20 protein-coding genes and 2 pseudogenes are annotated in these 25,217 nt (G+C 60.0%); 6 read left to right on the forward strand and 16 right to left on the reverse strand.

Translation table 11 applies throughout. From position 1 onward, the window contains the following. Window positions 1-164: 164 nt before the first annotated feature. A complete protein-coding gene (locus tag AC0L14_RS04320) occupies window positions 165-1,796 on the reverse strand; it encodes an arylsulfatase (RefSeq protein ID WP_473527662.1) in 1,632 nt (543 codons plus the stop codon). A 619-nt stretch (window positions 1,797-2,415) separates the two neighbouring features. Between AC0L14_RS04320 and AC0L14_RS04325 the strand changes: the two genes are divergently transcribed. After that, complete coding sequence (locus AC0L14_RS04325; RefSeq protein ID WP_473748740.1) at window positions 2,416-4,215, forward strand: tetratricopeptide repeat protein; 1,800 nt, start codon at window positions 2,416-2,418, stop codon at window positions 4,213-4,215. 225 nt (window positions 4,216-4,440) lie between these two features. Here the strand turns inward: AC0L14_RS04325 and AC0L14_RS04330 are convergent, their stop codons facing one another. After that, on the reverse strand, window positions 4,441-5,379 hold the full coding sequence (locus AC0L14_RS04330; RefSeq protein WP_473748741.1) for a hypothetical protein: 939 nt from the start codon (window positions 5,377-5,379) through the stop codon (window positions 4,441-4,443). An 897-nt stretch (window positions 5,380-6,276) separates the two neighbouring features. On the opposite strand from AC0L14_RS04330, the gene AC0L14_RS04335 reads away from it, so the two are divergent. Then, window positions 6,277-8,262, forward strand: coding sequence for an MASE1 domain-containing protein (locus tag AC0L14_RS04335; protein WP_473748742.1), 1,986 nt, complete (start codon window positions 6,277-6,279; stop codon window positions 8,260-8,262). Here the strand turns inward: AC0L14_RS04335 and AC0L14_RS04340 are convergent. From AC0L14_RS04340 to AC0L14_RS04365, 6 genes are all read right to left on the reverse strand, one after another. Next, window positions 8,228-8,527, reverse strand: a complete 300-nt coding sequence (locus tag AC0L14_RS04340) for a hypothetical protein (RefSeq protein WP_473527594.1) — start codon at window positions 8,525-8,527, stop codon at window positions 8,228-8,230. The two genes, AC0L14_RS04335 and AC0L14_RS04340, sit on opposite strands and share 35 nt — an antisense overlap. A gap of 240 nt (window positions 8,528-8,767) precedes the next feature. Beyond that, entirely contained in the window at window positions 8,768-9,847 is a 1,080-nt protein-coding gene (locus tag AC0L14_RS04345; RefSeq protein ID WP_473748743.1) for an AI-2E family transporter, read from the reverse strand. A gap of 107 nt (window positions 9,848-9,954) precedes the next feature. Then, window positions 9,955-10,779, reverse strand: coding sequence for an LssY C-terminal domain-containing protein (locus AC0L14_RS04350; protein WP_473748744.1), 825 nt, complete (start codon window positions 10,777-10,779; stop codon window positions 9,955-9,957). An 872-nt stretch (window positions 10,780-11,651) separates the two neighbouring features. Next, a complete protein-coding gene (locus AC0L14_RS04355) occupies window positions 11,652-12,095 on the reverse strand; it encodes a type IV toxin-antitoxin system AbiEi family antitoxin domain-containing protein (RefSeq protein WP_473748745.1) in 444 nt (147 codons plus the stop codon). A 663-nt stretch (window positions 12,096-12,758) separates the two neighbouring features. Further along, window positions 12,759-13,289, reverse strand: a complete 531-nt coding sequence (locus AC0L14_RS04360; RefSeq protein ID WP_473748746.1) for a TetR/AcrR family transcriptional regulator — start codon at window positions 13,287-13,289, stop codon at window positions 12,759-12,761. Beyond that, window positions 13,201-13,548, reverse strand: coding sequence for an alpha/beta hydrolase fold domain-containing protein (locus AC0L14_RS04365; protein ID WP_473748747.1), 348 nt, complete (start codon window positions 13,546-13,548; stop codon window positions 13,201-13,203). The genes AC0L14_RS04360 and AC0L14_RS04365 overlap by 89 nt, the downstream gene beginning before the upstream one ends. Before the next feature lie 51 nt (window positions 13,549-13,599). Here AC0L14_RS04365 and AC0L14_RS04370 point away from each other — a divergent pair. Then, window positions 13,600-14,462 (forward strand): annotated as a pseudogene (locus AC0L14_RS04370) (LysR family transcriptional regulator). An 802-nt stretch (window positions 14,463-15,264) separates the two neighbouring features. Here AC0L14_RS04370 and AC0L14_RS04375 read toward each other — a convergent pair. Together AC0L14_RS04375 and AC0L14_RS04380 are read right to left on the reverse strand one after the other, a co-directional pair. Further along, entirely contained in the window at window positions 15,265-15,507 is a 243-nt protein-coding gene (locus tag AC0L14_RS04375; protein ID WP_258116479.1) for a hypothetical protein, read from the reverse strand. Between the two features lie 177 nt (window positions 15,508-15,684). Then, window positions 15,685-16,009 (reverse strand): annotated as a pseudogene (locus AC0L14_RS04380) (VOC family protein); the annotation flags it as partial. A gap of 235 nt (window positions 16,010-16,244) precedes the next feature. Between AC0L14_RS04380 and AC0L14_RS04385 the strand changes: the two are divergent. The 3 genes from AC0L14_RS04385 to AC0L14_RS04395 all read left to right on the forward strand — a co-directional run bounded on the left by AC0L14_RS04385 (window position 16,245) and on the right by AC0L14_RS04395 (window position 19,379). Further along, the gene (locus tag AC0L14_RS04385; RefSeq protein ID WP_473748748.1) at window positions 16,245-16,520 is read left to right on the forward strand and encodes a ribbon-helix-helix domain-containing protein; all 276 of its coding nucleotides are present in this window, start codon (window positions 16,245-16,247) and stop codon (window positions 16,518-16,520) included. 202 nt (window positions 16,521-16,722) lie between these two features. Next, on the forward strand, window positions 16,723-17,196 hold the full coding sequence (locus AC0L14_RS04390) for a hypothetical protein (protein WP_473527598.1): 474 nt from the start codon (window positions 16,723-16,725) through the stop codon (window positions 17,194-17,196). Between the two features lie 101 nt (window positions 17,197-17,297). Next, on the forward strand, window positions 17,298-19,379 hold the full coding sequence (locus AC0L14_RS04395; RefSeq protein WP_473748749.1) for a sigma-54-dependent Fis family transcriptional regulator: 2,082 nt from the start codon (window positions 17,298-17,300) through the stop codon (window positions 19,377-19,379). Window positions 19,380-19,466: 87 nt separating this feature from the next. On the opposite strand, the gene AC0L14_RS04400 is transcribed toward AC0L14_RS04395, so the two are convergent. The 6 genes from AC0L14_RS04400 to AC0L14_RS04425 form a co-directional block, all read right to left on the reverse strand. Then, window positions 19,467-20,054, reverse strand: coding sequence for a DUF1097 domain-containing protein (locus AC0L14_RS04400; RefSeq protein WP_473748750.1), 588 nt, complete (start codon window positions 20,052-20,054; stop codon window positions 19,467-19,469). 89 nt (window positions 20,055-20,143) lie between these two features. Beyond that, complete coding sequence (locus tag AC0L14_RS04405) at window positions 20,144-21,187, reverse strand: NAD(P)-dependent alcohol dehydrogenase (protein WP_473527600.1); 1,044 nt, start codon at window positions 21,185-21,187, stop codon at window positions 20,144-20,146. 37 nt (window positions 21,188-21,224) lie between these two features. Next, the gene (gene groEL, locus AC0L14_RS04410; RefSeq protein ID WP_473527601.1) at window positions 21,225-22,856 is read right to left on the reverse strand and encodes a chaperonin GroEL; all 1,632 of its coding nucleotides are present in this window, start codon (window positions 22,854-22,856) and stop codon (window positions 21,225-21,227) included. Window positions 22,857-22,933: 77 nt separating this feature from the next. Then, window positions 22,934-23,731: an iron-sulfur cluster assembly protein gene (locus AC0L14_RS04415; RefSeq protein WP_473527602.1), complete on the reverse strand. Its 798-nt coding sequence runs from the start codon at window positions 23,729-23,731 to the stop codon at window positions 22,934-22,936. 5 nt (window positions 23,732-23,736) lie between these two features. Next, window positions 23,737-24,759 carry an amidohydrolase family protein gene (locus AC0L14_RS04420; protein ID WP_473527603.1) on the reverse strand — a complete coding sequence of 341 codons (1,023 nt, stop codon included), beginning with the start codon at window positions 24,757-24,759 and terminating at the stop codon, window positions 23,737-23,739. Between the two features lie 75 nt (window positions 24,760-24,834). Beyond that, window positions 24,835-25,206 carry an MmoB/DmpM family protein gene (locus tag AC0L14_RS04425; RefSeq protein ID WP_006206781.1) on the reverse strand — a complete coding sequence of 124 codons (372 nt, stop codon included), beginning with the start codon at window positions 25,204-25,206 and terminating at the stop codon, window positions 24,835-24,837. Window positions 25,207-25,217 lie beyond the last annotated feature (11 nt).

Raw genomic sequence — 25,217 nt, forward strand, 5'->3', positions numbered from 1 at the left:
GGTACACTAGCAAGCGACTTCTAGTTGTAGCAACTATATAACGGTCGGCGTTGTATATCTGTCACTCCGACTGGAGACAGAATGGGTTCTGAGTCGAGGCATAGAAACCAAGTGCTTGAAAAAGGCGGCCCTCTCGGTATCAGCCCGGGGCCGCCGTTTGACGATCAGTTGCCAGTCGGCAGCGCAATATTCACGCCTTCCTTCTCAAGCTGATCACGAACCCACTGGAACCGTTGATAGTTTGAAAGCGTGATCGGACCGGTGTAGCCATAGCTCTGCAACTTACGGGGCGGATATTTCACAAATGTGAGCATGACCTTCTTCAGTTCTTCCTGCATGGGAACGGCCATCCAGGTGCGCTCGGTGAAGTTGTTCATAAAGAGGTCATATCGCTCCTGCGGATCGGCCCACAGGTCGAACACCTGCGGTACGGTGGCGACGTACTTTTCCGCACCCTTCCATCCCAGATTGGAGTCTACTGCGAGACCGCCGGTCGACGCTCCGTCATCGCCACGCAGGTTGAACAGAAACTTGTAGTTGTTATAGCGGACTGCGCCGGGAGAAAGTTCATTCTCGGTGAAATAGAACCACGTGGTGCGCGGCGACTTGCCTTCTCCCTTCAGCACCGGCGTCATGTCATAGCTGTCGAAGATGATCGGCTTACCCTCCCGGTCGTTCTCCGGAAGCTTAACGCCTGCCGCAGCGGCGAACGTCGCCATCATGTCGAGGCCGCCGATAACTTCATGGTTCTTGGAACGCGGCTTGGTTTTACCCGGCCATACAGCGATCGCCGGAACACGATTGCCGCCCTCGCGTACAGTGCCCTTGGTACCCCGGAATGGTGTGTAACCGGCGTCAGGATAGACGTCCTGCCAGGCACCGTTGTCGGTCGTGTAGAAAACCAGCGTGTTCTTATCCATGCCGGTCTCGCGCAGCTTGTCCATGATGCGGCCGATGCGGGTGTCGAGTTCGACGACCGAGTCCGCATATTTCGACTTGGACAGCGACTTATGCTCGAACTCTGGCGCCGGCATATTGGGCTGGTGAACTTTCATGAAGTTCACGTTGATATAGAAAGGCTCGTTCGGTGTCTTGGCAGCTTCGTCGAGGAATTCAAGTGCAGCCTTCTCGATGTAACTATCCAGAAATGGGATGCCGACGACGCCTTCCTTACCGTCGATCACCGGAGTATCGACATACTCGCCGTTGATCTTGAAATCTTCCTTCGGGGGTTGCCCGGCATTGCCGGACAGGGCGCCCTTGGTTGCTTTCTGGAAGAATTCGCGCAATGAATCTGGCATGTCCGGGAACCATTTGGGGTCCGCATAGGTGTAGGCATTCAGATGATAGAGCCCCACAGCCCTCATCTGGTCATAGCCCTGAGCGTTGGGCAGCGCATAGTCGGCTTCACCAAGATGCCATTTGCCGGTGAAATAGGTGTGATAGCCGCCTTGCTTCAGCACCGAGCCCAGCGTCCACTCAGCCGCCGGGAGCCCGCCGCCCTGGCCCTGCAAGGCCACCGTAGTCATTCCGCTGCGGTTAGGGAACCGGCCGGTCTGCATTGCGGCGCGGCCTGGCGTGCAACTCGGCTGGGCGTAGAACGAGAAGAACGTCATGCCGTCCTCGGCGAGCTTGTCAATGTTCGGGGTGGGCATGCCGCGCCCCTCGCCACCGCCGTATGGGCCAAGGTCGCCATAGCCCGTGTCGTCGGAGACGATGAACAGAATGTTGGGCTTTTGCGCGTCCTGGGCACGGGCAATCGAAAGGCTGCTTAGCAGGGAAACGCCAACCGTCATTGTTGTAATGCAGGTTAGTATTGTTGCTACTTTCATGTCACATATCCCTCTTTGATGTGTCATCTTCTACGCCGGTTGTCTCTTCCTACGTTCCTCGCCGGCCCGTTCAAACGTCGCCAAGGCCTGGACGGCGTCCTCTCGGAACGCCGAGGATCCCGAGTATCTCCAGCTCGAATTCGTCAAGCATTCTGCGATAGTCCTCAGCCTGCGTTGCTCCGGAAGGTCCGGCCCCTTGCCAACGTCGAAGTGCTTCCAGCACCGCGCAATAGTCGTCGCAAACCTCCAGGAACTTGGGGTCGCGAGCGTACCGTCGACGAATTTCCAGTTCGCGCTCTGGGAACCTAGTCACGACGGCTGCGACATTGTCCATTTGCTCCGCCCCGTCAGCGAGGTCGTTGCAACGGAAGGATCATCACTCTGAAGTCCGCGGGGGGGAAGGTACGAACAGGTACGAACAGGTGTGCACCACCCCCAATGGCAAGCTAACCGGCCCACCACGGATGTCACACAGGCGTCCTCGATGTGCTAATCTGCTTCGCTCACGCACTTTGCTTCATGCGACAACCAGCCTTGTGCGGCATGCCACGTTACCTTAAAGCTGGGCGTGGAAGGGTATTCGATGACCCCAACACTCAACTCGTCCGGTTACGGCGATGCAATAGGCAGTCCGCCGGCGGTTGAGATTCTGGCGCAGCTGGAACGTATCCTGAACAGTGCGAGTCTCCAGGCAAGCCCGCGGCGGCGGGCGCTCCTTCGATATTTGGTGGAAGAGACGCTCGCTGGGCGCGCTGGCGGCCTCAAGGGGTATTCACTAGCACTTGCGATCTTTGGTCGCGACGAAAAGTTCGAGTCCCAATCCGACCCGGTCGTACGTCTCGAAGCCCGGCGCCTGCGGCGCGACCTTGACAGCTACTACGTCGATGCTGGCGCCCGCGACCCCGTGCGTATCACTATTCCGAAAGGCCACTACGTCCCGCATTTCAATTGGCACCAGGCGCTCACGGAGGCGTCGCGCTCCGACGTCAGTGCAACGGGCGCAGCACCCGCCGCCAACGAGGCAGATGGTGCTGACGGGCGCCGACGCGGGCTCCTCATCCTGGCCGGCCTGCTTGTCGCGCTCTTCGCGGCGGCAGGCGGGCTGTGGCTCTGGATCGACGGCGCGCCAACGTCGAGCTCGGAGGAGGTGCGCGGTCCAGCCATTGTAGTTGTGCCCTTTGAGACGTTCGGCACCGGTGAGGAGGACAGCTACCTCGCCGACGGCCTCACGCAGGATTTGATCACCGAACTGATGCGGTTCGAGGCGTTCAGGCTCTATTCGATACGCGCGAGCTTCAGCTTGGACGCGCGTGCCGACCCGGCAACGCTGGGACGCGACCTCGGGGTCGGCTACGTTGTAAAGGGCAGCGTCAGCTCCGACACAACGATCGTGCGGGTCCGGGCGCAGCTCTTCAACGCGCAGACCGAACGGGTCGTCTGGAGCGAAACCTATGACCGCACACCGACGCCAGGCGCGCTGGTCCGCGCCTACGCCGAGCTGGCAGCGAGCATCGCGACGGCATTGGGCCAGCCCTACGGCGCCCTCAACCACGACATGGAGGCCCGCCTATCAGGCGGCGTCGAGCCGAGCATGGCTAGTTATGCCTGCGTGCTGCGTGCATACACTTACCGCCGCACCTTCCGGGACGAGCTTCGTCAGCCGGTCCTGGCGTGCCTCGAGGCCGCGATCGCGCGCGATTCTGACTACGCCGAACCCTGGGCTCTGCTCGGCTGGCTGCACCTCGACGCGGCACGCTACGCATTCGTGCCGGACGCCGAGGCTCCGCGCGAGATGGGACATGCGCTCGATTTTGCCTCCAAGGCAGTCGCGATAGACCCGAAGAATATGCTTGCGTTGAAGGCGCTTGCGGCAGTCCAGTACCACCTCGGCAACTTCGGCGAGTCCGAACGCATTCAGCGCCGGGCGCTGGCACTTAACCCGAACGACCCCGAGACGATGGCGCAGCTTGGCTGGCGGCTCTCCTATCGGGGCCGCTGGGAGGAGGGCATCGCATATGCAAAACGTGCAATCGCGAGGACCATAAATCCACCGGGTTGGTACTACGATCCAGTTACAGTCAACCTCTACCTGGAGGGACGCTATCGAGAGATGCTCGCCTCGGCAGAACACTCAGCGGCCGGGGACCCCACAGGGGTAGCGTTGCTCGCCATCGCATACGGCGCCCTGGGAGACCGCGCCGCTGCGCAGGAAGCCCTGGACACGATGGCGAAGCAGGCACCAGCTTTCAACCGCGATCCCGCCGCCGTCTGGCGCCGCTTCCACCCGCTCGACAGCATCCTCGACCCCCTCATTGTCGGCCTGCGCACGGCTGGGTGGACTGAACCTGATGCGCCGGCAGCCGCAGCTGAAAATCGCCCCTGACTGGCACAGTGCGGCGACCACTTTCGTCCGCATGTCGAGGGTGCATATCCGCAGGCGATCACGAGGTCTTAGCTCCTGCAAGTTCAGCCCAGTCATTTCCCGCCTTGTCGACGAGCCTGCGTGACGTGTCGGGTTCGAATGCCGCAGCCTAAACCGGCCTTGCCCCTCCCATGAGTCCTCGTCGGGCACCGGCCTGTCTTCACTGGATGCGAAGTCGGTCCAAGCTCATGTCACCGCGGCCGCCGCTCGCCGCGCCTCCGCAATCAGCGCGGAAATCTCTCTGCGTTGTTCGATCGCCTCACAAGTGAATCGCCCATGACGATAGAGACCATGAGCGGCGCCTCTCGGTGCTCCACCGCCAGCCCCATGAAAGCGACAAACGCGATGCCCACGTACGGCCGGGGCTTTGCAGCCGATTCCTGCACTTGCGGCCCTAACCATCCCAAGCTCATTAAAAGCGGTCGCTCTGCTTCCTTCGCCGCAAACGCTTAGCAGGTAGTCGGCTTCAGCCAAAAAAGCCTTGAAGTTAGAGCCCGACAGCACAGCCGTCTGAGCCGGCGCTATTGAAGGCAACAGGGTTCTGATCTCTTGCACTATGTCTCGAAACGCTAGTAGCGGGCCGCCAAGGACAGAGACCTTTCTATCGGGGTATGTTTTCAACGTGTCGCGCAACTCGAGGGCAGCAAGTCTCACGCTGTCGACCAGGCCTCCTAGGGTCTTTAAGTTACCCTGACCAATCCCGCGAACCTTGGCGGTGTCCCCATTCGCCGCCCTAACCACGATCTGGGTTTGAAAGCTTTGCATGAGGAGTTCTTTCAGACTATCCAACACCGCGACGAGATGCCGGTCGGCCTCGGCCCTGATCGTAATTTCGGTCTGCGTGCCAATGAACCTTGCCTGGTTGCGCGCCTCCTCAGCCTGCTCCTTGGCTACCGCTCTATTCTGAACGAATTCCTGCCTCGTGAGCTGCAGTTCTTCCCGCTGAAGGGCGAGTTCACCGGACTGCACCATCGTCGCGACAAACAGCCATAGGAACGCCAGCGGTGCAAACAATCCTGCGGCGGCATCGGCAAATTCGTTCAAACTCAGGTTGGCCTTGACTAAAACGAAGCTGTTAGACCCTGTTGCCAGCCAAGCCACAAACAAGATGTAGCCAACCGCCACCCACCTATCTTTACCCACACAGACCGTGAAGGATGCGTCGTGCGGTCAGGCTGCTTGCCGTCCCATTTGCGGTCGCCGCCTGAGGCGGAAGACGCCTTCTGACGCACCACCAACCTCCAACGGGGTTGATCCGGACCTGGTGCCGCGACATGTTTGGTGTGAGATCGGAGCGGCGTTTGCTTCAAATGGCCGCCGCTTTTGTTCTCGACGTCGTGGGCCAGGAGAGGTTCATGAGTACTCTAGCCCAGTGCCGAGCGTTGCTGGCCGCGTTCCTCGCGAGTGTTGCCGCCTTCGTTTCGACATCGGCGCCCGCCCAGGACCGCGCAGCCGAGCGTGCGGCCATGATCGAGACGATAAAGGGACGCGCTGGTTCGTCGTGGCTCGCCGGGCCAAGTGAGCGCGGACGCAGTCAGTCGCGCCGCACCCGCACGACGCATGCGAGGCTAATTAAGGCCATCAATCGGTGCCTGCGCCCTCCCCTCAAATCTCAGAGGTTTTACTTGCGCAATCGGTTGACGCAGCGGGAGGTTATGGCGCGTTATCGGGTCGCGATATTGTCCTTTGGGGAATCTCTCAAATATTTTTGGGAACAGCGCGTTTACTTTTCGACTGGCGTAACTCTTCCGCAGGAGCCGAACGTTGATCTCTTGAAGAACGAACAGCGCCCGCAGAGGTCAAGGTCGACGGCGCGGTCACACTCTGTTGTCGATGAATTGCTGATTAACGAGGGCAGCGGACCAAAGCACGCCGCCTCATGCATGATCAGCACTCGGCGCCAGGACTGGCTGAAACTTTGTGAGCCGATCTTGCTAGAGATTTCCGCCTGGCGAAGCGCACGATCACACACTCGCATCACACATCCTGTGCTATTTGTGATAATGTGACTGAGGCGGTGACATGCTGCAGCATCTACGAGTCCAAGCTCAAGGTTCCGATGCCGCCGACCAGACGCGGCAGTGGACGAGTTCAATTTGGCTCGCTGTTGTCGTCGGTATCGCCTATTTCCTGGCGGCACAGTTAAGCCTTTCCCTACTCACTCCTGATGGCGTTGCCGTGTTCTGGCCCGCCGCTGGTATCGCCGCGGGCACGTTGATCGCCCTTGGGCCAAGAGCGCGATTGGGGGTTGTGGTTGGGACCATGATCGCCACCATCGTGGCCAATCTCTTGGGTGACCGAAACCTCGGGAGCGCCACCGTCTTCGCCGTATGCAATGGGGTGGAAGCCCTGCTTACAGCTAGTCTGATCGAGCGCTACTTCGGTTCCGGAGTGAGTCTCAACCGCCTGCGCAACGTGCTGGGACTGTTAGGGGCGGCGATCGTCGGTGCCGCTGCATCCGGGATCGGCGGGAGCTTGGGGTTCACTTTGTTCTATGGCGCGACGACATCGATTTTTGCCATTTGGCAAAACTGGTTCTTATCCGACGCGCTTGGCATCGTCACGACTGCGCCGCTGGTGATCGGCCTCGCCTCAGCAGCACGCGAGCCGCCGCCGCAAAGCGAGGCAATCGAAGGTCTCTTGGCTCTAGCGGCGGTAGCCGCGATGAGCCTCGTCGTCATTTCCCTGCCAGCGGAGCCTTGGAAAACAGTAGTGCCGATCGCGCTACTATTCCCGTTACTCTTGTGGATAGCGGCCCGTTGCCGGCCGATCTTCGCTTCGGCAGCGGCGTTCATTGTTGCCGTTGCAATAGTGTGGACGACGACGTTTGGAATTGGCCATTTCGGCGACCCGGATCTTCCGGTTGCGGACCGCATCCTTGCCGCTCAAGCCGGCATACTGATGGTTGCGCTCTGCGCAACCGTCCTTGCTGCGCTGTTCGCCGAGCGGCGTCAGCACGAGGACGCGCTCATTGAGAGCGAAGCCCGCTTGCAAGAGGCGCTGTCGGCAGGGGCGGCCACGGCGTTCGTTTGGGATGTCCGGACGGGCTCGTCGCTGCGCAGCGCAAACGCCGCGCAGATCCTGGGTTATGAGCCGCGGCAAACGCTGACCGCCGGTAACTTTCTCTCGAGAGTCCATCCGGACGACCGCGGGCGCTTCAAAGCGCTCGTCCGCGGTGTCCGCCCCGAAAACCCCACATATACCGTAACATTCCGCTTCAAGCGCTGCGACGGTTGGGAAGTCTGGCTAGAGGAAGTGGCCAAGGCCGAGTTCGATGCAATGGGGCGCTTTGTATGCCTCAAGGGCCTCACTGTTGACGTCACCGAACGCAAGCGGTCTGAGGAGCACCAACGCCTGTTGGTCGCCGAACTGGATCATCGCGTCAAGAACTTGCTGGCACGCGTTTCCGTCGTCATCACGGATACGAGCCCGGGCAGTGGTTCGCTGGACGAATACATTCAAGCACTCGATAGGCGCATTCAATCCATGGCCGCCGCCCACTCGCTACTCAGCCAGAATCGTTGGCACGGCGTTGACCTCATGGACCTTGTCCGCCATCAGCTTGCGCCCTACGCGACGGACGCAAACACAACGATCCGTGGCTCCAACTTCACACTCACGGTCGCGGAGACACAGGGGTTGGCGATGGTGCTCAACGAGCTGGCAACGAACGCTGCGAAGTACGGCGCACTGTCGACCAGAAATGGGCGGGTGGAGGTGGTCTGTAACCGCGGGCCTAGCGAGAATGCGACAAACCTGTCGATCGTATGGCGTGAGATTGGCGGCCCCGCAATTGCGGCTTCGCCGCAATGCGGATACGGCGTCAGCCTCATTCGTGATCTTATCCCTCACGAGCTCGGCGGTTCGGTCGACCTCGTATTTGCATCCGACGGCGTTTGCTGCAGAATTGAGTTTCCTGTCAAGGCCGTGACCGTGACAGACATAAAGGGAACCACTTCCGGCCATCCAGCAGCTAGCGCGACGTCACTTGACGCACCGTTGCAATAAGATGTGCCGCGCTGACGGGTTTATGCAAGATAGCTTCAACTTTGCCCGGTGCTAGCGGAACGACCTCGTAGCCGGTAATGACGATGACACTGATCCCTTGATCTTGCAGACGGTCGATCAGGTCATGGGCGGGCTCGCCGTCTCGGAGGCTAAAGTCGACGAGCGCTACATCAGGGCGGCGTTCGGAGATGAGGCGCTCGGCGTCGGCTGCGGTTGCAACGGGCCCGGCCAAGTCAGCCCCCAACGCGCTAAGCAGCCTCGTCATAGCTCTTGCGAGGTGCCAGGAATCCTCAACCAAGAGGATACGCACGCCCGTCAACGACCCGGCTGTGGGCGGGTCGCGGTGGCTGGGTGAAGTCACCGGCTCCTCAACACATTACATTGGGCCCACCTCTATCCTGAACGTTACTGACCTGCCACAGGTAATTTCCTCCAAACTGGAGTTTCGGCTCTCAAGGAATACGTCGGCTCGACCGGCTTGACTTCAGCTTTGCGAGAACCGCGCTCACGTATCCGTGCTAGAACCGGCTGAAACGTCGTGACCCGCGCTTGCTAGAGATTTCCGCCTCGCGAAGCGCAGGATAACACCTAGCGAAGCCGCGATTGGTATCGCTAGCAAGACACCGATGAAGCCAAACAGCCACCCAAAGGCGAACAGCGCAAACATCATCCAGACTGGATTGAGGTTGACGCGACGACCGATGAGGCGCGGCGACAGCACATAGTCGGCAAGCATTTCACCAACGATGAAGATGCCCCCCACAACAGCGACAGGTGCCCAATCGGGCCAGAACTGGTCCACCGCAACGCAGACGGACACCAAGATCCCGGTGGCTGCCCCGAGATAGGGAACGAAACTGATGAGGCCTGCAGTGATGCCGATCAAAATGGCATGATTGAGTCCGGTCAGCTTCAAAGCAGCGGCATAAATGACGGCAAGAACGAGGCAGATGACGACCTGACCGCGCACGAAGCCGGCAACAGTATCGTGGATTTCGCGCCCCAGCGCCCGAACATCGTCGCGGTACTCCGGAGCAAACCAGCCATCGACCGTTGCAATCATTCGATGCCAGTCAATCGCCAGATAGATGGCGATGATTGGCGTGACGACGAGCAGGGAAAGAAGAGAAATCAAGGCTCTTCCGCTCGACCATAGCGAGGTAACGACGCCGTCGAGCCATTTGCTGCCCACCGTCCTCACGACATCGACAGACGATTGCTCGATGTGAAGATTCTCACCCATGACACTACGCATCCAGGGGCCACTTGCATTGGTCGCAAGGGACTGCAGACGCGTGATGTAGCGGGGAAACTCCTCAACAAAAAATCTGAGTTCGCCAATAATTACCGGGAGCATGACCAACATTACCCCGATAATGGCCACGATCAGCGGCAAGAAGACGGCTAGTGCTGCAAGGGTTCGATTGATCCCGAACCGCTCCAACCTGTCGACCGCCGGAACGAGGAGATAGGCGAGCAATGTGCCTACGACAAATGGCAGCAGAATTTCGCGCAACAGCACCAGCGCAACCAAGGCGACTGCGGAAACCCCAATCCAGAACGTAGCTGGTTGCGCAATTCTCATCGACCTTCTCCCCACATCCCGTTTCGAGCTCAACTGTCGGCCACTTGTTGATCTCGGCGCACGTGTCCTCGGATCCAATGGAGGGGCGACGGTTAGCTTTTCCTTTGTCAATTCTCTATCAAGCTGGCGAAGGCGATCTCACCATCGGTAATGTAATGGTTGACCATTCCGGTCTGCAGACGTGAACCGGACTGGTGCAATACAACATCCCCGATCACCCGCTTCGCCTTCAGCTGGGTGACTATGTAGTCTCGTTCAGCATTCGTGTCTGAATCGGTAGCGTGTGTCACTTGGAGCGTCAGCCTGGTTAGCGATAATCCGGTATCTCTGGTGCCCGCCCCGACCCACAGGACACGCTGATCGTTCGGCGGTCTATCCGTATTTAGCCAGAAGCTTGCTGCCGTGATATCGTCGCTCGAGTGGGAGAGGCTCAGCGCCCAGAAGCGGATATGATGGCGCTTGCGCGGACTGTCGTTGATGGGCTGTTGAAAACCCATGTCCTGCCTTCGTCCAAAGAGATAGAGCGTGCTGAATGGGGCAGTGGGATACGAAGAGTTGAGCAGGAACGCTCGTACCATCCGCCACGAGCTTGCAACCCCCAAACGATCAGCCGTTGACCAGCCCGCTGCTGCAAATGCATCGCAGAGTTGTTGACGGGTCCCGATCAGGACTAGATTTACTGGATCGCCGGGCAAGCCGTCTCCGGTGATTGAGTATCTAGGAATGAGTCTCCGGTGCAGAACCTTAAGGCCCATTCGGACTACGTTTGGCAAAATGACATAGGCAGCAAGCCCGTAGGTAAGACCTACGGCTAGGACCCATGGAAGTCTGCGGTCCGCAGTATCGAAAACGATAAAGACTATGAGCCAAACGCTGACTACTCCCAGACAGATGATGAGAAATCTCTGGAATAACCGCGTAAGTGTCCTCAAAATTCATTGTCCCGTATGGCGCCAATAGCCTCGGCGTCGACTTCCCGGTTCGTGCCCGGATTCTGCCGATTCAGCATAGCCGCCGTCAGACCATTTCTACCTCACGTTTCGTCGTCACGATATTGCTCTTTGGGGAAGTGCTATCGGCAAAGGTCTTGTTGGTCCCGAACCGCGCGGCCGGTCCATTCGTATGCAAACGTCGGTGGAAGGCATTTTTTGGGCGCGAAACAGACGTTGGCGAATGACCGCTTTGACCGAGACCGTGTGAAAACGCGGCTGCGCGCACATCGTTCGGGACGACGGGTTCGCAGGCAGGTTTTGGATGCGGGCCGGTGGCTGGTTCTGATTAGGCGGCAATGGTCTGCATGAGTCGTTTGACGCCGAAGATGTTGATCATCAGCTTCATGTTGTAGGCGAGAACCTGCCTGGCCGACCTCAATCGCGAGCAAGTCATCAAGTTTGGCAGGAACATAATCGAAGAACAGCGTTTGGCCACTGCGGACGAAGGTCCATCTTCCCTATAACGGCAAATCATCTGGAACCACATTCCGACGCGCCTTCCGGGAATGAATATCGATGATTTGAATTTCCACGATCTGCGCCACGAAGGCACCAGTCGCCTGTTGGGGGCAATGGCAACCCGCGTAACTGAACTCGGCGAGGCCTCTCGACACATACGCTGCACCCTGTTGGGTGTGTGGGTCGTGAAATAACACTCCGGTGCTGGATGAAACGGATGCCCAGAACCCGCCGCATCATTTTATTCGACATGGATTTTCAGCGCCGTGTCGCCGATTTCCCGCCATAACCTCTATTCGCGCGATCGAACCGCTGCAGACATTGCCATTCTCCGGGAATTGGCCAAGATCGGGTCATGCTGCCTCCTGATCGGCGGCGCGATAAATGCCGTAGCCGACCTTGACGAGCAGACCCTCATCGCACATGCGGGCCAGATAACAGCGGGGAATTCCAATGTCGGTTAGATCGCACGTTCGCACTTCACCCTTTTCGCGTACGAGTGCAACAGCGCGCGCTCTGAGGGATGGCTTCGGCCCGCCGGCCAATCGGGTGCGCTCAGCGCGCTCGCGGTCGCGCTTCCGAATCTTGATAGTGGGCTGTTGCGTAGTTTCGAGGGGGATCGGCAGTTCGTAGTTCGCAGTTTCGTTCAGCCCGGGGAGCCACTTCAGATCAAAATTGCGAACGCCGCTTACACGCGGTCCACTCCAGAGCCGCTTTCGTACGTGGCGAAAGTCTGTAGGCCGATCCGGCCAATCCAAGTGTCCCTCGCCGATGTGCCGCTGATCCGCCCGACCCACCGCATCGACCGCAGCCGCCTATCCGGCCTGCGTCCGACATGCGACAGGCTGATCATTCGGCCCGCTCCCTTCCGGCCAGCACTGAAACCCGGTGTTAACGTCGTTCGCGGCTTAGAGGATGCGGCCGCAGCTTGAAAGTGTAGGGTACAGCTCGCTGCCAGACAGGGAGGCGAAAATGAAATTGCTTGGGATTGCGCTCTTGTGCACGGGCATGATCAGCGTAGCAATGCCGGCCGTTCGCGCTGAGGATCAGCTTGTTCCGCCTAACCATGTAGAAGCGCCGGAGCCGGCAGTTCATTGCGAAGGCCAAAACTGCCTTCCACCAGCCGATAACCCTGTCGAGGAATGCAAGGGGCAGGATTGCACGCCGGCTCCGCCGGTCGACCCAGGCCCGCAGATTGAACAGGTCGACTGAACAGCATCAGCCGACAACTACGAAGGGGATCGCAGATCCGTGGAGAAGGTTGGATTTCAAGTCCTCTCCCTCGCCAGGATGTACCAATGGGACTAAAGCGCGTCGCGTTTGACCGGCCTCATGCGACGCGCTTTAGGTTTTGTTTTTACGCATGTCGCTATCGCAAAACCGCTGCACACTTTTGCGCGACGTCCGGGAAACAAGTCCCCGGCCGCTCACATGAGTCTGCACAACAGCCGTCCGGAACGTCATGTTGCTGGGTTCCCCAGCCCCTCCACCAGCGTGCTCAAGGCCGCATCCAAGGGCGCCGATCCCACCTTCTCGGGCACCAAGAGCCCATCGATCGCAAGCATGGTCATGCCGTGGACGAGTCCCCAGGCGGCTGCCGCCTGACCTTCTATCGGCCGCTTGCGAATGCTCCCCGCGGCCTGGCCGCGCCGGAGGATTTCGAGGAGAACATCGAATACCGCCAGCGCCCGCTCATTGAGATGCATTCCCACCGCTTTTCCCTCCTCCGCGCTAAACATCAGGCGGTACAGAGCCGGGTTGTCCGTTCCGAACGCGACGTAGGCACGAGCTATCGGAGTAATTTCGTCGCGCAGAGATTTCGGCGCTTCAGACTTCGCTGCCGATAGGGACTCGCGCAGCCGGTCGAACCCAATCATAGCGATCTCCGCAAGCAGCGCGGCCTTATCGGGGAAGTGCTTGTAGGGTGCCGCGTGGCTTACGCCAGCCCGGCGGGCGACCTCCCGCAGCGTGAACTGCCAACGCTCCTGCATTCCGAAGGGCTCGGTGCATGCGCACCGTATCGGACAGAAGCAGGTCGCGTGTTCCCGTCGCCAGAAGCGTCTGGGTCCAGCCCAACTCGAAGTTTCCGAACAGGGGAGAGACATGGGGATGTTCGAGATCCTCCGCGCCGGCGTAGCTGCGAATGTAGTCCGCGCCGCCGTAGAGGTTCACGTCGAGGAAGCGGTTCGTCTGGTGGCTGTCGCCTGCGAGCGGGCCGGGGTGAACAGTGGATTCATTAGGGACCTCCATTTTGCTGGAGTCCTTGTCCGCTATTCCACTCACGGGATAAACCTGGCAGAATTGAACAATTTGAACGACATGGCGCTGTTCGTGGAGGTGGCCAGAGCCAGGAGCTTTCGGAAGGCGGCGGAGGCTCTCGGCATGCCGAACTCCACTCTGTCGCGACGTATCAGCGAGCTGGAGAAGGCGATCGGCTTGAGACTGCTGCATCGCACGACGCGCAAGATCGAGCTCACCGAGGCCGGCCAGCTCTATTATGAGCGAAGCAAGCGAATCGTCGACGAGGCGCGACTGGCGCACGAACAGCTCGGCGCGATGCTTGAGCAGCCGAGCGGCGTCCTACGGGTTTCGCTCCCGGTCGACCTCGCTACTTTTTACCTCACGCCGATCATCGGCACTATCCCGGCATCACGTTCGAATTCGACCTGACCCCACGCCGCGTCGATTTGGTGGCCGAGCCGTTCGATGTGGCGAGCCGCATCGGCAAACTGGAAGATTCCAGCCTGATCGCTCGCCTGATCGGGCGGCATTCGCGCCACCTCTATGCGTCTCCTGGCTATATCGAAGCGTCGGGCGAGCCCGCCACACCTGCGGAACTGGCGAAGCATGAATGCATCGGCATGGCGCGGAGCCCGACCTGGAATTTGCACCAGGAGATGAACAAGGTCGATGTCGCCGTTCGCGGTCGCTTCACGCTCAACAGCGTCGGGATGATCCGCGCCCTGGCGGTCAACCACCAGGGCATCGCCCTGCTTGCCGAGAAGATCGTCGCCGAAGACTTGGCCACTGGCCGGCTCCGACGCATCCTGCCCTAATGGCAGGGGTCGTCGGTCAGCATTTACGCCGTCACCGAAACTCGCCTTATTCCAGCCAAGACGCAGCGCTTCATCGAATTCCTGTCTTCCAGGTTGATGGAGGCTTGAAAATGCGGGCGGCTCTCACCTCTTCGGCATGGGGCGTGCGAGCTGATCTAGAGCGTCGGGCACAGGACCCACTGCGCGCCCGCTCCCCTTGCTACGTCATTCATTCCGAAAGACCGGAATCAAGCTGCCTTAGGAAGGGCCGCTCGATAGCGCCCATAAGCGACTTTGATGAGCAAGCCCTCGTCGCACATGCGGGCTAGGTAGCAGCGAGGAACGCCGATGTCGGTCAGTTCCTTCGCCCGAACCTCGCCCTTCTCCAGGGCGAGCGCGACCGCGCGTTCCCTCAGCGTTGGCCTGGGCCCACCCGCCAATCTAATCCTCTCCGCGCGATCGCGATCGCGCTTGCGAATCCGCTTGGTGGGCCCTGGTGTTAGGTTTGAGGGCGATCGGCGACTCAAAGTTCGCAGTTCCATTCAGCTCGGGGAGCCAATATTTTCAAACACTTAGGTATCGATGCAGGGTACGCCAATCGGCGTATGCTCGCTGCTGGGCTACATACCGGGCTACAGATGCTGAGTCAGGGGAAGTCGCAGATGTCGACGACAAGATCGCCACGTCCCTCACCGCCCCTGGGAAAACTCTTGCGATTCACGCGCAAAGAAGCGGCTTTAAACCAATCAATCTCGCGTCAGACTTTTTCATGAGGGGGAATTCGCTGGCGGGCGACGATCCTATTCATGGCCAGCTCAATCGTGCCGCTGTCGGTCTCCAGTTCGAGCAGTTCGATCAACGGCACGGCCGATAGCAGTGTGGTGTCGGCGTAAGGCTGCGGAATTAGCGTCGAGCGCCGTTGTTGCTCCGGCTACCAGCCCAAAGTGATTATCTGGGAAAGCTCGGCGATGTCGCCATAGATCATCGAACCCTTGACGAGAAAACACTTGTCACCGAGGACTTCGAAGAGTGAGCTTGACGCGGTGCAAACCGGCAGGTTCTTCGAATTGGCGTACGTCCCGAGGGGTGCGGTTTCGACCTTACGGTCCGCGGCTTCGGCATAGCCGACGCTGATCGCGAGGATAGCGATAGCAATGAGAGTTGTCTTGCTCATATTCAGCCCCTAGAGCCAGCGGGCTTCTTGGGCAGCAAAACCGGGCTGCCGTCCCTGGCCTTGCCATGGTCGCGCTATGCATCAAAGTAGCACCGGCCCATATGGGCTTCATCCATCGATTGGATGAAGCGGGCTCATCTATATTAGCCAACGCTTGACGATGCCGCTTGCCGATAAACGCGCAAGCAACGCGCCTTGGTGATTGAACTCGACAATTTCCGCGGATTGAAACCTGCTACCGCCAAGCGCTCGTGTTCTGCCTCGAGATCATCAACGCAAAGAGCCATGTGGCCATAGCCGTCGCCAAGCGCGTAGGGCTCACCCCTGCCCTTGTTGATCGTCAATTCAAGCTCGAAATCGGCCTTCCGCATTGCAGATAGTCCAATGTGAACGTGTCGAAATCCAACCGGTCCGCAACATCGAGTCCGAATGCGCTTTTGTAGAAACTCACCGACTGGTTCTCTTCTACCACCCGGATCATCGAATGAATTGCTTTCGCCAAAGGAGCCTCCAGTTTGCGGTCGTCTCCGAAATACCGGCGACCGTGGCCCATTGGCTGCAAAAAGGGGTGGCAGCCGGTTACCACGTCGAGAAATTGGCGTAAGGCTGGTTTATGCACCAAAGCCCGATTGCAGTCACTGCAAATGGTTCGGAAAATGCGCTTTAGATGGTACCATCCCGGCGAATGGGCGCAGAAGCCGCTTTCGCCGAGAGCATATCAAACGGGAGGACTTCGCATGTGTAAGGTCTTTGCCGGGCAGGATCCGGAGGGGTATCGGCTAGTCAATCGCTCAGTTCGAATAGGTGGCCATTCGACGAGCATCCAGCTCGAGGCCACTTTTTGGACGCTGTTGGACGAGATCGCCCATGGACAGGGGATGACGGCGCCAAAGTTCCTATCGACGCTTTACGACGAATCGCTGGAGATCAACGGCCATATCCCGAACTTTGCCTCCATGCTGCGCACTACATGCGCGACAGGCGACCACTCGACGGCGAAGCCGCGGAATTGAAGAGCAAGGTAGCCTGGCCCGCGGGCATTGCTCAAACGCGCCCAGTACCGGAAAATCCCGTGTAGCAGCCACCTGCTACCAGCGACCTGAATTTTAGCGCTATGTGATATCAATGGCGAACTTTGCCGAGGCGGTGTAGGGTTCGCTTCAAGAGAAGAATGAGCCGTATCGACGGCGACGCGGATCGAATCTGGGAGGATTCATGGTCGAGATTATCTCCAAGCGGGATGGCCCGCGGCGCGAGGACGCACAAGTCAAAAGACTGATCGAGCAGAACCGCTCGACCATCGTCCGCCTTGCCGACCAGATCAGCGGTGGCGGCTATTCAGCTTCGCGAAAGCCACGCCAGCAACCCAAGGCGGAAGGCCTGATCATCCATGTCGGTGGCGGCGCGGCATCGGTGGCCGAGGCCAAGCCGTCCATCCAGGTCACCATGAACGGCCGCGTAATTTCGAAGGATCGGAACACCGGCCGTCAACTTCATCACATCGGCGATATCCGCGACCGCGGCGGCGACCAGGTCTTCGTGCTGGCAACAAAGCAGAATGGCTTCTTCTCGCCGGTTGACGAAATCGTTGCCGAGGCGCTTGCCGACATGGACGGATCCCGCCTCGCTGCCACCTATACCGAAGAACAGCTTGCCTTCGACATCGGCGCGAAACTCGGCATCAACTGATCAGGCACACGCCCGGACATCCTTCTTCGCGCCCAACTCGTGCAGTATACGAATGCGACGCATACAGAAATGGCATACCTCAAAGGTTCTGTGATGACTGAATGAAACGCGAGATAGCCCCCAATCAGATGAAGATCGATGCCCTTCCGGCGCGTGCGTCGCTGGCCACCGGCAAAATGGTTCTGGGCAACATCGACTATGACGAGCGTGCCACCATGCGCGCCTGGGAAAGTTTTCTGGCTGACGAGCCCAAATGCGCCCGCGATCCTGTCCACCCAAGCCACGTTCGCTCCCTCATTCACGATTCCTGGTATCGCAGTGCCACCGGCGGCATCAACGCTCAAGGCATTGAAGCGCCGCTGAGCAGTGATCGCGACGAAATCGAATATCTGACCCGGGCCAATGCAGAACTACTTTCGGCGGCGCGGCGGTCGTTCGCCTCCCTTGGCCAGTTATTGGACGGGACCGGCGCGATGCTGGTTTTGGCCGACAGCGATGGCGTGCTGATCGACGCCATCGGCGACAAGAAGACGCTGCATGACGGCATGGATATTCACCTCGCCATCGGCGGCAAATGGAACGAGGATGCCGTCGGGACGAACGGCATCGGTACGGCGCTGTGGACCGGTGAGCCGACTTTCGTGCATGCGGCCGAGCATTTCTGCGCCGGGATCAAATCCTGGACCTGCGCCGGCGCGCCGATCCGCGACCCGCTGGACGGCAAGATCATCGGTGTCGTCGACCTGTCAGGCTATTCGCCGATCTTCAGGCCGCACAACACCGCGCTCGTCGCCGCCACAGCCCGGCAGATCGAAAAGGCATTGGCCGAACAGCAGCAGGAACAGCGCACGCGCCTGCTCGAAGCTTTCATTTCATCGGCTCCCAGCTACCGCCGAAAAGACGGGCTGGTAATCGTCGACCATCGCGGCCGCGCTATCTTCTGCAACAATGTGCCTGACGGCGAGACCACCGAGATGATGGACGGCCCGATGGAGCCAGGCCGTGGCCGCTGGCTGATGAACCTTCCGTCCTCCGGCTCCGAAGCCGATCTTGCCAGAGCGCTGCCGGCCCATCTGCGATCCTGCCACATCACGCCGCTCAAGCTCGACGGCGACCTCCGCGGCGCGGCACTGGTGTTCCCCTCCGTGCCGGCAGTCTCCAGCGTGACGGTCGTCCACCGGGAAGTGAACAAGCATCTTCAGGATGCTGTCGCGATGATCGTCGGCGAAAGCGAAGCTCTGCAGGCTGCCATCGACGTCGCCTGCCGCGTCGCTCGGTCGGGCAGCGTAACATCGCTGTTGGTCGAAGGTGAAACAGGGGTCGGGAAGGAGCTGTTTGCGCGGCTTGTCCATGCCGGCAGCCGGCGCACGGCAAACGATCCGTTCATTGCGATGAATTGCGGGGCGATTACCAGAGACCTGTTCGGCAGCGAATTGTTCGGCCATGTCGCCGGCGCCTTTACCGGCGCCTCGCGGGAAGGCAAACCGGGCGTTTTCGAGCTCGCCAATGGTGGCGTCCTCAGTCTCGACGAGATCGGCGAATTGCCCCTTGAGATCCAGCCGTTCCTGCTGCGTGTGCTGGAAGAGCGTGTAGTGCACCGCATTGGCGACAGCCGGGGTCGCCCGGTGGATGTACGCCTGGTCGCCTCAACCAATCGCGATCTCAAGCAGGAAATTGCAACAGGCCGCTTTCGCCGAGATCTCTACTATCGAATTGGCGCGGTCTCGATCACTGTTCCACCGCTGCGCGAGCGCGGCGAAGATGTGCTGCTGCTGGCCGAACATTTCAACCGGCAGATCGCTGCTGCAGCAGGAGAGGAGCCGCTGGAATTCTCGCACGAAGCGCTCGATGCCATGCTTGCCTATTGTTGGCCGGGCAATGTGCGCGAACTGAAGAACCTCATCGGGCGGTTGCATGTCCTGGCGCGCGGCCGCGACATCGGACTTTACGACCTTCCCGAGGAGATCACGGCGCCCGGCTCTGAATCGGAAGCCGGATCGAACAGCAGTGCAGCGACCCCGCAGGACGTAGGCACGCTCGTCGAGGCGGAACGCCAGGCGATGAAAAACGCATTGGCAGCCGAAGGCGGCAACCTCAGTCGGGTCGCACGGCGGCTCGGTATCTCCCGGCCAACGCTCTATCGCAAGCTCGACCAATACGGCATCCGCCGCGGTTTCATCTAGAGCCTGTCACCGGCACGAAAGAAGCCCGCGGCATTCGCGCCACGGGGTTGGGATAAGTCAATCACTGAAGCGGTAGCGGGGGTTAGATCAGCTCTTCACGACAGCAGCTGTCACTTTCTCGGAGACGTAGCCGAGACTTTTGCCAATGATCAGCGAAATCACCACAGCTGCCGCGACCTTGCTGATGCCGCTTGGACCCTCGCCATAGGCGGCAGCGCCAAGCAGAAAAAGTGCCGCAGTCGTTGCGTAGCCATAGACCGCTGATGGAATCGCACTCAGCAATGGCAGCTTGGCAGCGAGAATCAGGACTACGATTGAAACGCCGACGCAAATGCCGGCCGTGAGAGCCGTAACACCAATAGACGTCAGTGCTACCAATGCGCTGGCGGCGCAGATCGCTCCCCAAAGGTTTGCAAGCGCCGAATTCTTGAACCCGGCTTCCTTGCCGCCACAGTGATAGAAACTCCCCCAGCCCACAAATACCGCCCAGATCAGCAGATAGGGGTTGCCGATCGTGATCGCTGCCCACGTTGCAATGCCGCCCATAATGCCGATGACGACGGCCAGTCCTGTGATAAGATCCATATTGTCCTCCCATTTTTCCAAACTGCGAAGCAAAGAACTCGTTTCAGGACCGCGCTTCGCTGACGTCCCGATACGGAAAAGCCATGGCATCAGCCGCGGCGCCCAAGAAAGAAAGGCTTGCCGGGCCGGCAAGCGAACCAAAACGTCGGGCCCGCTCCGTGCAGGCCCGACCAGACGCTTCAGGGCACGATGACGCCGCGGCCGGTGAACCGCCGGTTCTTGAAATCGTCGAGTGCGGTGTTGATGCTGGCGAGGTTGTATTCGGTGTAGTGCATCTTCACCTTGCCGTCGGCGTTGAGCTCCATCAGTTCGACAAGCTCGGTAAAATTGCCGACCAGGCTACCGCCGATGTTGATCTCCTCGATGACGAGATGGGCAGTCGGCACATTGATATTGCCGCCATAGCCGACGACGAATAGCTGGCCGCCCTTGCGCACCATCTTCCAGCAGATGTTCTCGACGCCGAGTTCGCCGACGAAATCGATCACCACATGAGCGCCGCCGCCGGTGATCTGGCTGACCTCCTCGACGATGTTCGGCCCGCCATCAAGGACGTAGTCGGCGCCAAGATCCTTGGCCAGCACCTGTGCCGCCGGTTCGCGATCGACGGCGATGATGCGGCAACCCGAAATCGCATGCAGCGACTGCAGCGCGATGTGGCCGAGCCCGCCTATGCCGAGCAGGACGCAGTAACTCCCTGGCCTTAGCAGCTTGGCCGCCCGCTTGGCGGCGCGGTAGGCGGTGATGCCGGCGTCAGCCAAGGGCGCCACTTCGATCGGCGTGACATTGGCGTTCAGCTTGATCAGCGAGCGCTCGCTGGTGATGAAATATTCGGCGAAGCCGCCATTCATGCCAAGGCCGGGAAACTGGCCGTTGTCGCAGTACATGTCCTCGCCATGCCGGCAGTTGAGGCAGATCCCGCACGAGCGAAAGGGATGGCAGATCACGGCGTCGCCGCGCTTGACCGACTTGACGCCGCTGCCAACTTCCTCGACCCAGCCAGCATTCTCGTGACCCATGATGTAGGGCAACAGCGTGCCTTCGGGATCCATGGTCGGCTTCCACACACCCTCGATGATATGCAGGTCGGTGCGGCAAAGGCCGGCAGCACCGACCCGCACGATCACTTCGTCGGGGGCGGTGATTGTCGGCGCCTTGACCTCTTCGATCCTGAGCTGGACATTCATTTGCGGATCGTATGCGTACAGTCTGGCAGCTTTCATCGTCGTATCCTTTCAACGTCGAGATTGTTCGGATTGCTTAGGCGCGGCCGAGCTTTTCGGAGCCGCCGCCGCGAGCCGGTCCGGCCGTCGGATCCTCGTCCTCGGCGAGATGACCAATCAGCGTTTCGGTGGTCAGGATCAGCGTCGCCACCGAAGCTGCGTTGGCGAGCGCTGTGTAGGTGACACGAACCGGATCGATGATCCCTGCCTCGAACATGTTTTGATAGCTGCCGGCAGACGCGTTGTAGCCGTAGCCGCCATTGATGCGCGTAACTTCCGCCACAACTGCTTCGGGATCGGCGCCGGCATTGGCGGCGATGCGCCAGAGTGGCCGCGACAGCACCGACCGCACCAGGCGCACGCCTTCGGCGACATCGCCGTCGACGCCGGCCGACACCTTGTCGAGCAGCGGCGCGATCTGGGCAAGCGCCGAACCGCCGCCGGCGACAACGCCCTCTTCGGATGCGGCGCGTACCGCATTCAGCGAATCCTCGATGAGCTGAATGGTTCGCTTCTGCTCGACGGGTGTGACACCGCCGGCATAAAGGATCGCGGTGCCGCCAGAAAGCTTGGCCAGACGTTCGCGCAGCTTGTCCTGGTCGATGTTCGGCGGCGAAGCTTCATACTGCCGCTGCACCTGGGCGCGACGCGATGCGATTGCCGCATGGTCGCCACCACCGCGGATGATCGAGGTGTAGGACGAACTGGTCTTGACCCGGTCGGCTGTTCCGAGATCGTCGGCGGTGATGTCCTCCAGCCGGCCGCCGAGGTCGCGCGCGATCACCTTGCCGCCGGTGATGATGGCCAGATCCTCCATCATCGCCTTGCGCCAATGGCCATATTCCGGCGGATGGACGACGAGGTATTTTCCAGGTCCCTGCTTGCCGAGCAGCGTCACCACAACTTCCGGCGACATTTCCTCGGACACAATAAGCAGCGGCCGACCATCCTCGTCGGCAATGCGGCGAACCGCATTCAGCGCCTCAGGCTCCTTGATCTTGAGATCGGTCATCAGGATGTAGGGCCGTTCGAGAACCGCCTCCATCTTCTCCTGGTCAGTCACCATGTGATGAGAAAGATAGCCGCGTTCGAAGGACATGCCCTCGACCACATCGAGCGTGGTCTCGGTGGTGACGCTGAAGTCCGTGGTGATAACACCTTCGGCTCCCACGCGCTGATGGGCTTCCGCCACCAGCGCGCCAAGCTTCGTGTTTGTCGCAGCGATATTGGCGACCGAAGCCAGGATGCCGTTCCCCTTTGCCGGCTTGGCCGAGGCCTTGAGCGCGGCCACCACCGCCGCAACGGCAAGGTCGATGCCCTTGCACAGATCGACGGATTTCACGCCGCGTTCATTCGCCTCTACACCGCCCTGGATGAGAGCGTTGGCGAGCACGATGGCAGTCGTGGTGCCGTCGCCAGCGACCTCGTTGGTCTGCATCGACACCTCGCGGACCACCTGCGCGCCCATGTTTTCGAAACGATCATGCAGCTCGATTTCGGAGGCGATGCTGACACCGTCACGGGTCACCATCGGCGTGCCGATCGGCCGGTCGATCATGGCGTTCATACCCTTGGGGCCGAGCGTCGGCTCGACGGCAGCGGCCAGGCGAAAGACACCACGGGCGAGAGCACGGCGGGCTTCCGAGTTGTGAAGCATTATTTTGGGCATGATTCCTCCTTCCGCCTTACGGGCGGGTTGTTGGTTAGGGGCCTCGTGCGAGGGAGGCCGTTGTTTTCAGCTCTGCTTCAGGCGGTCGGCGCGGCTCGTGCCGGCACGCGGTCCATGATGAAATCGACCAGCGTTGGTTCGCCCTCGACCACATCCAGTTCCTTGTATCTGGTCTGCTTGAGTCCACGACAAAGTGCGCCGTTGAACTCCATGTTGACGCGCACACCGCGCAATTCGGCGAGATGGGCACCGAGTGCGCCGACCGGTATGCTTTGCCCTTCCCAGGTCACGAAGACAGGATCATCCGCTTGGCGGTTGGGGAAGCGCTCAAGCAGAGCCTCCCTATATCTCGGCTTCTGCTTGGCCGCTTCGCCCGGCTCGAACCGCGCGACGTCGTATGCTGGCAAGTCCATGCCGAGGATTTCCCGATCCGTCAGACCGTGCTGCCTGAGGCCGCGCAGGACTGCCTCCTGGCGCCGCTTGAATGCCTTCATCCTGAAGGTTTCGCGCAAAGCGCCGAGATCCTGATCCTCGGCAAGCTCGGCGAATATATCGCTGAATGTCTTGCCGGCTTCCATGCCGCGATTGACCTCCTCCGCGAACATGTGGTCGTGCAGCTTGACGCGATAGGCCGGCGACCATGAGAGCTGGTCCAGCGCCTTACGGACGCCGTCCAGCATCAGGAACGCGAAGTTGGGCGAGCACCAGTAGGTCGGCAGGCGGAAGTCTATCTCCACGCTGCCATCGCTCGTCATCGCGGCCCGCTCGACGAAGCCCATCTCGGTAATCGGTTCATCGAGCTCCGGGTCGTTGACCTCACCAAGGCGCCGCCAGAGTTCGTTCTCGCGGTTGCCGGAAACGCTGGCGGTTGCCATGGCCCCTACTCCGCCGCAATGCTGAAGGGCGAACCGGCGAGCGCCTTCTTCTTGGCTTCGATGTCGATGCTGTATAGACGCGCTGCGTTGAGGCCGAGGATCTTCTCCTTGATCTCGTCGGTGAGTTGCACTCCGCGTTCGGCAGCGATGTCGTCGGGGATCTGATAGGCCCAGAATTTCTCGACCAGCCAACGCGGCGTCCAGATCGCGTAGTCGGAACCGAACAGGATCTTCTCCGGCCCGAGCCAGAAGAGCAGTTCGGCGATGACTTCGCCGAAATAGCGCGGGCGGGAATGGATGAAGGGCAGCGCTACCGCAAGTCCACCATAGACGTTGGTTTCCTGCGTCGCGATCCAGCAGAAATCGTCGAGGCGTGGCAGGCCGCAATGCTCGATGATCCAGTTGAGGCCTTGGAAATCCGTCGCCGCGTGATCCACGTCATGCACGTCGAACGCATCCTTCGAGAGCGGCAGGATCGTCGGGCCCTTGTGGACGTGGATGTTGCTGATGCCGAGCTTGTCGCAGAGCTCGAAGCACTTGTAGGCATCGGGATCGGTGAGCTTCCAGCCCTTGGAAGCGCCGTTCCATTCGGCCGTGTACATCTTCACGCCCTTGACGTTGTAGCTCTCCTTGAGGAAGTGGATGTATTCGAGAGCCTTCTCACCGTCGCGGGGGTCAAAGGCGCCGTTGACGATGAAACGCTCCGGATAGCGCTTGGCCACCTCGGCGTTGCGCTCGATCGTGTTGAAGCCGTTCTTGTAGAAGTCCTTGAGATAGGTCGACTGGACGATCGCCACATCATCGGGACCGTCGATGAACAGGTCGCGATAGAGATCGTCGGCGCTGTATTTCTCGAACTTGCTCTTCTCCCAAAGCTGGTCCTTGGGGCTCAGCCCGGTGTGATAGGCGTAGAAGCAATCGATGAACTGCTTGCCGTGGACATTTTTCTGGTTGTCCGGGCTGCCGTCCCAGAAATGGGTGTGGCCGTCGACCACGAAGATATCCTTGCCTTCCGGTGTCCTAAACATTCTTTCCTCCGCGAGATGGGCGTTGATCGGTTCGGCACGCCGCAACCAGGGCGGCGCGCCCGGTTTTTTTGGCGGCTATTCGATGTATTCGAACATCTCATCCATGTTGCCGAACAGGATCACGGTGTTGTCGTCGACGCGAACCATGCGGCCGTAGTGGGTGGAGGTGTTGACTTCGAAGGTCTCCGCTGAAATCTCCCGGCCGAGATATTCACCGATCGCGTCCATCTTGAAGATCAGCTTGCCGTCACCGTCGATGCGGATCAGTGCCGGCTGGTAGGTGATGGTCACCCCCGGCTTCTGGCCCATGAATTCGGCGATGGCCCTGGCCTCGACCGAGTCATTCATGGTGACGCCGCATTGATGCGAAATCGTCTGTTCGAAGGTGATGTCCTTCATCTCCTTGAAGATGTTGGAATGCGTTGCGTCGCGTGCTGCTAGTGACATGGCATTTCTCC

This window comes from Mesorhizobium sp. WSM4841, from assembly GCF_055811515.1.

Excerpts from the sequence above, each read along its gene's own strand:
- AC0L14_RS04405 (WP_473527600.1), bottom strand. The coding sequence starts at position 21,187 with ATGAAAGCTGCCAGACTGTACGCATACGATCCGCAAATGAATGTCCAG.
- AC0L14_RS04320 (WP_473527662.1), bottom strand. The coding sequence starts at position 1,796 with ATGACGGTTGGCGTTTCCCTGCTAAGCAGCCTTTCGATTGCCCGTGCC.
- AC0L14_RS04345 (WP_473748743.1), bottom strand. The coding sequence starts at position 9,847 with ATGAGAATTGCGCAACCAGCTACGTTCTGGATTGGGGTTTCCGCAGTC.
- AC0L14_RS04335 (WP_473748742.1), top strand. The coding sequence starts at position 6,277 with ATGCTGCAGCATCTACGAGTCCAAGCTCAAGGTTCCGATGCCGCCGAC.
- AC0L14_RS04385 (WP_473748748.1), top strand. The coding sequence starts at position 16,245 with ATGTGTAAGGTCTTTGCCGGGCAGGATCCGGAGGGGTATCGGCTAGTC.
- AC0L14_RS04360 (WP_473748746.1), bottom strand. The coding sequence starts at position 13,289 with ATGCAGGAGCGTTGGCAGTTCACGCTGCGGGAGGTCGCCCGCCGGGCT.
- AC0L14_RS04365 (WP_473748747.1), bottom strand. The coding sequence starts at position 13,548 with ATGGAGGTCCCTAATGAATCCACTGTTCACCCCGGCCCGCTCGCAGGC.
- groEL (WP_473527601.1), bottom strand. The coding sequence starts at position 22,856 with ATGCCCAAAATAATGCTTCACAACTCGGAAGCCCGCCGTGCTCTCGCC.
- AC0L14_RS04415 (WP_473527602.1), bottom strand. The coding sequence starts at position 23,731 with ATGGCAACCGCCAGCGTTTCCGGCAACCGCGAGAACGAACTCTGGCGG.
- AC0L14_RS04425 (WP_006206781.1), bottom strand. The coding sequence starts at position 25,206 with ATGTCACTAGCAGCACGCGACGCAACGCATTCCAACATCTTCAAGGAG.
- AC0L14_RS04375 (WP_258116479.1), bottom strand. The coding sequence starts at position 15,507 with ATGAGCAAGACAACTCTCATTGCTATCGCTATCCTCGCGATCAGCGTC.
- AC0L14_RS04395 (WP_473748749.1), top strand. The coding sequence starts at position 17,298 with ATGAAACGCGAGATAGCCCCCAATCAGATGAAGATCGATGCCCTTCCG.
- AC0L14_RS04390 (WP_473527598.1), top strand. The coding sequence starts at position 16,723 with ATGGTCGAGATTATCTCCAAGCGGGATGGCCCGCGGCGCGAGGACGCA.
- AC0L14_RS04400 (WP_473748750.1), bottom strand. The coding sequence starts at position 20,054 with ATGCCATGGCTTTTCCGTATCGGGACGTCAGCGAAGCGCGGTCCTGAA.
- AC0L14_RS04340 (WP_473527594.1), bottom strand. The coding sequence starts at position 8,527 with ATGACGAGGCTGCTTAGCGCGTTGGGGGCTGACTTGGCCGGGCCCGTT.
- AC0L14_RS04325 (WP_473748740.1), top strand. The coding sequence starts at position 2,416 with ATGACCCCAACACTCAACTCGTCCGGTTACGGCGATGCAATAGGCAGT.
- AC0L14_RS04420 (WP_473527603.1), bottom strand. The coding sequence starts at position 24,759 with ATGTTTAGGACACCGGAAGGCAAGGATATCTTCGTGGTCGACGGCCAC.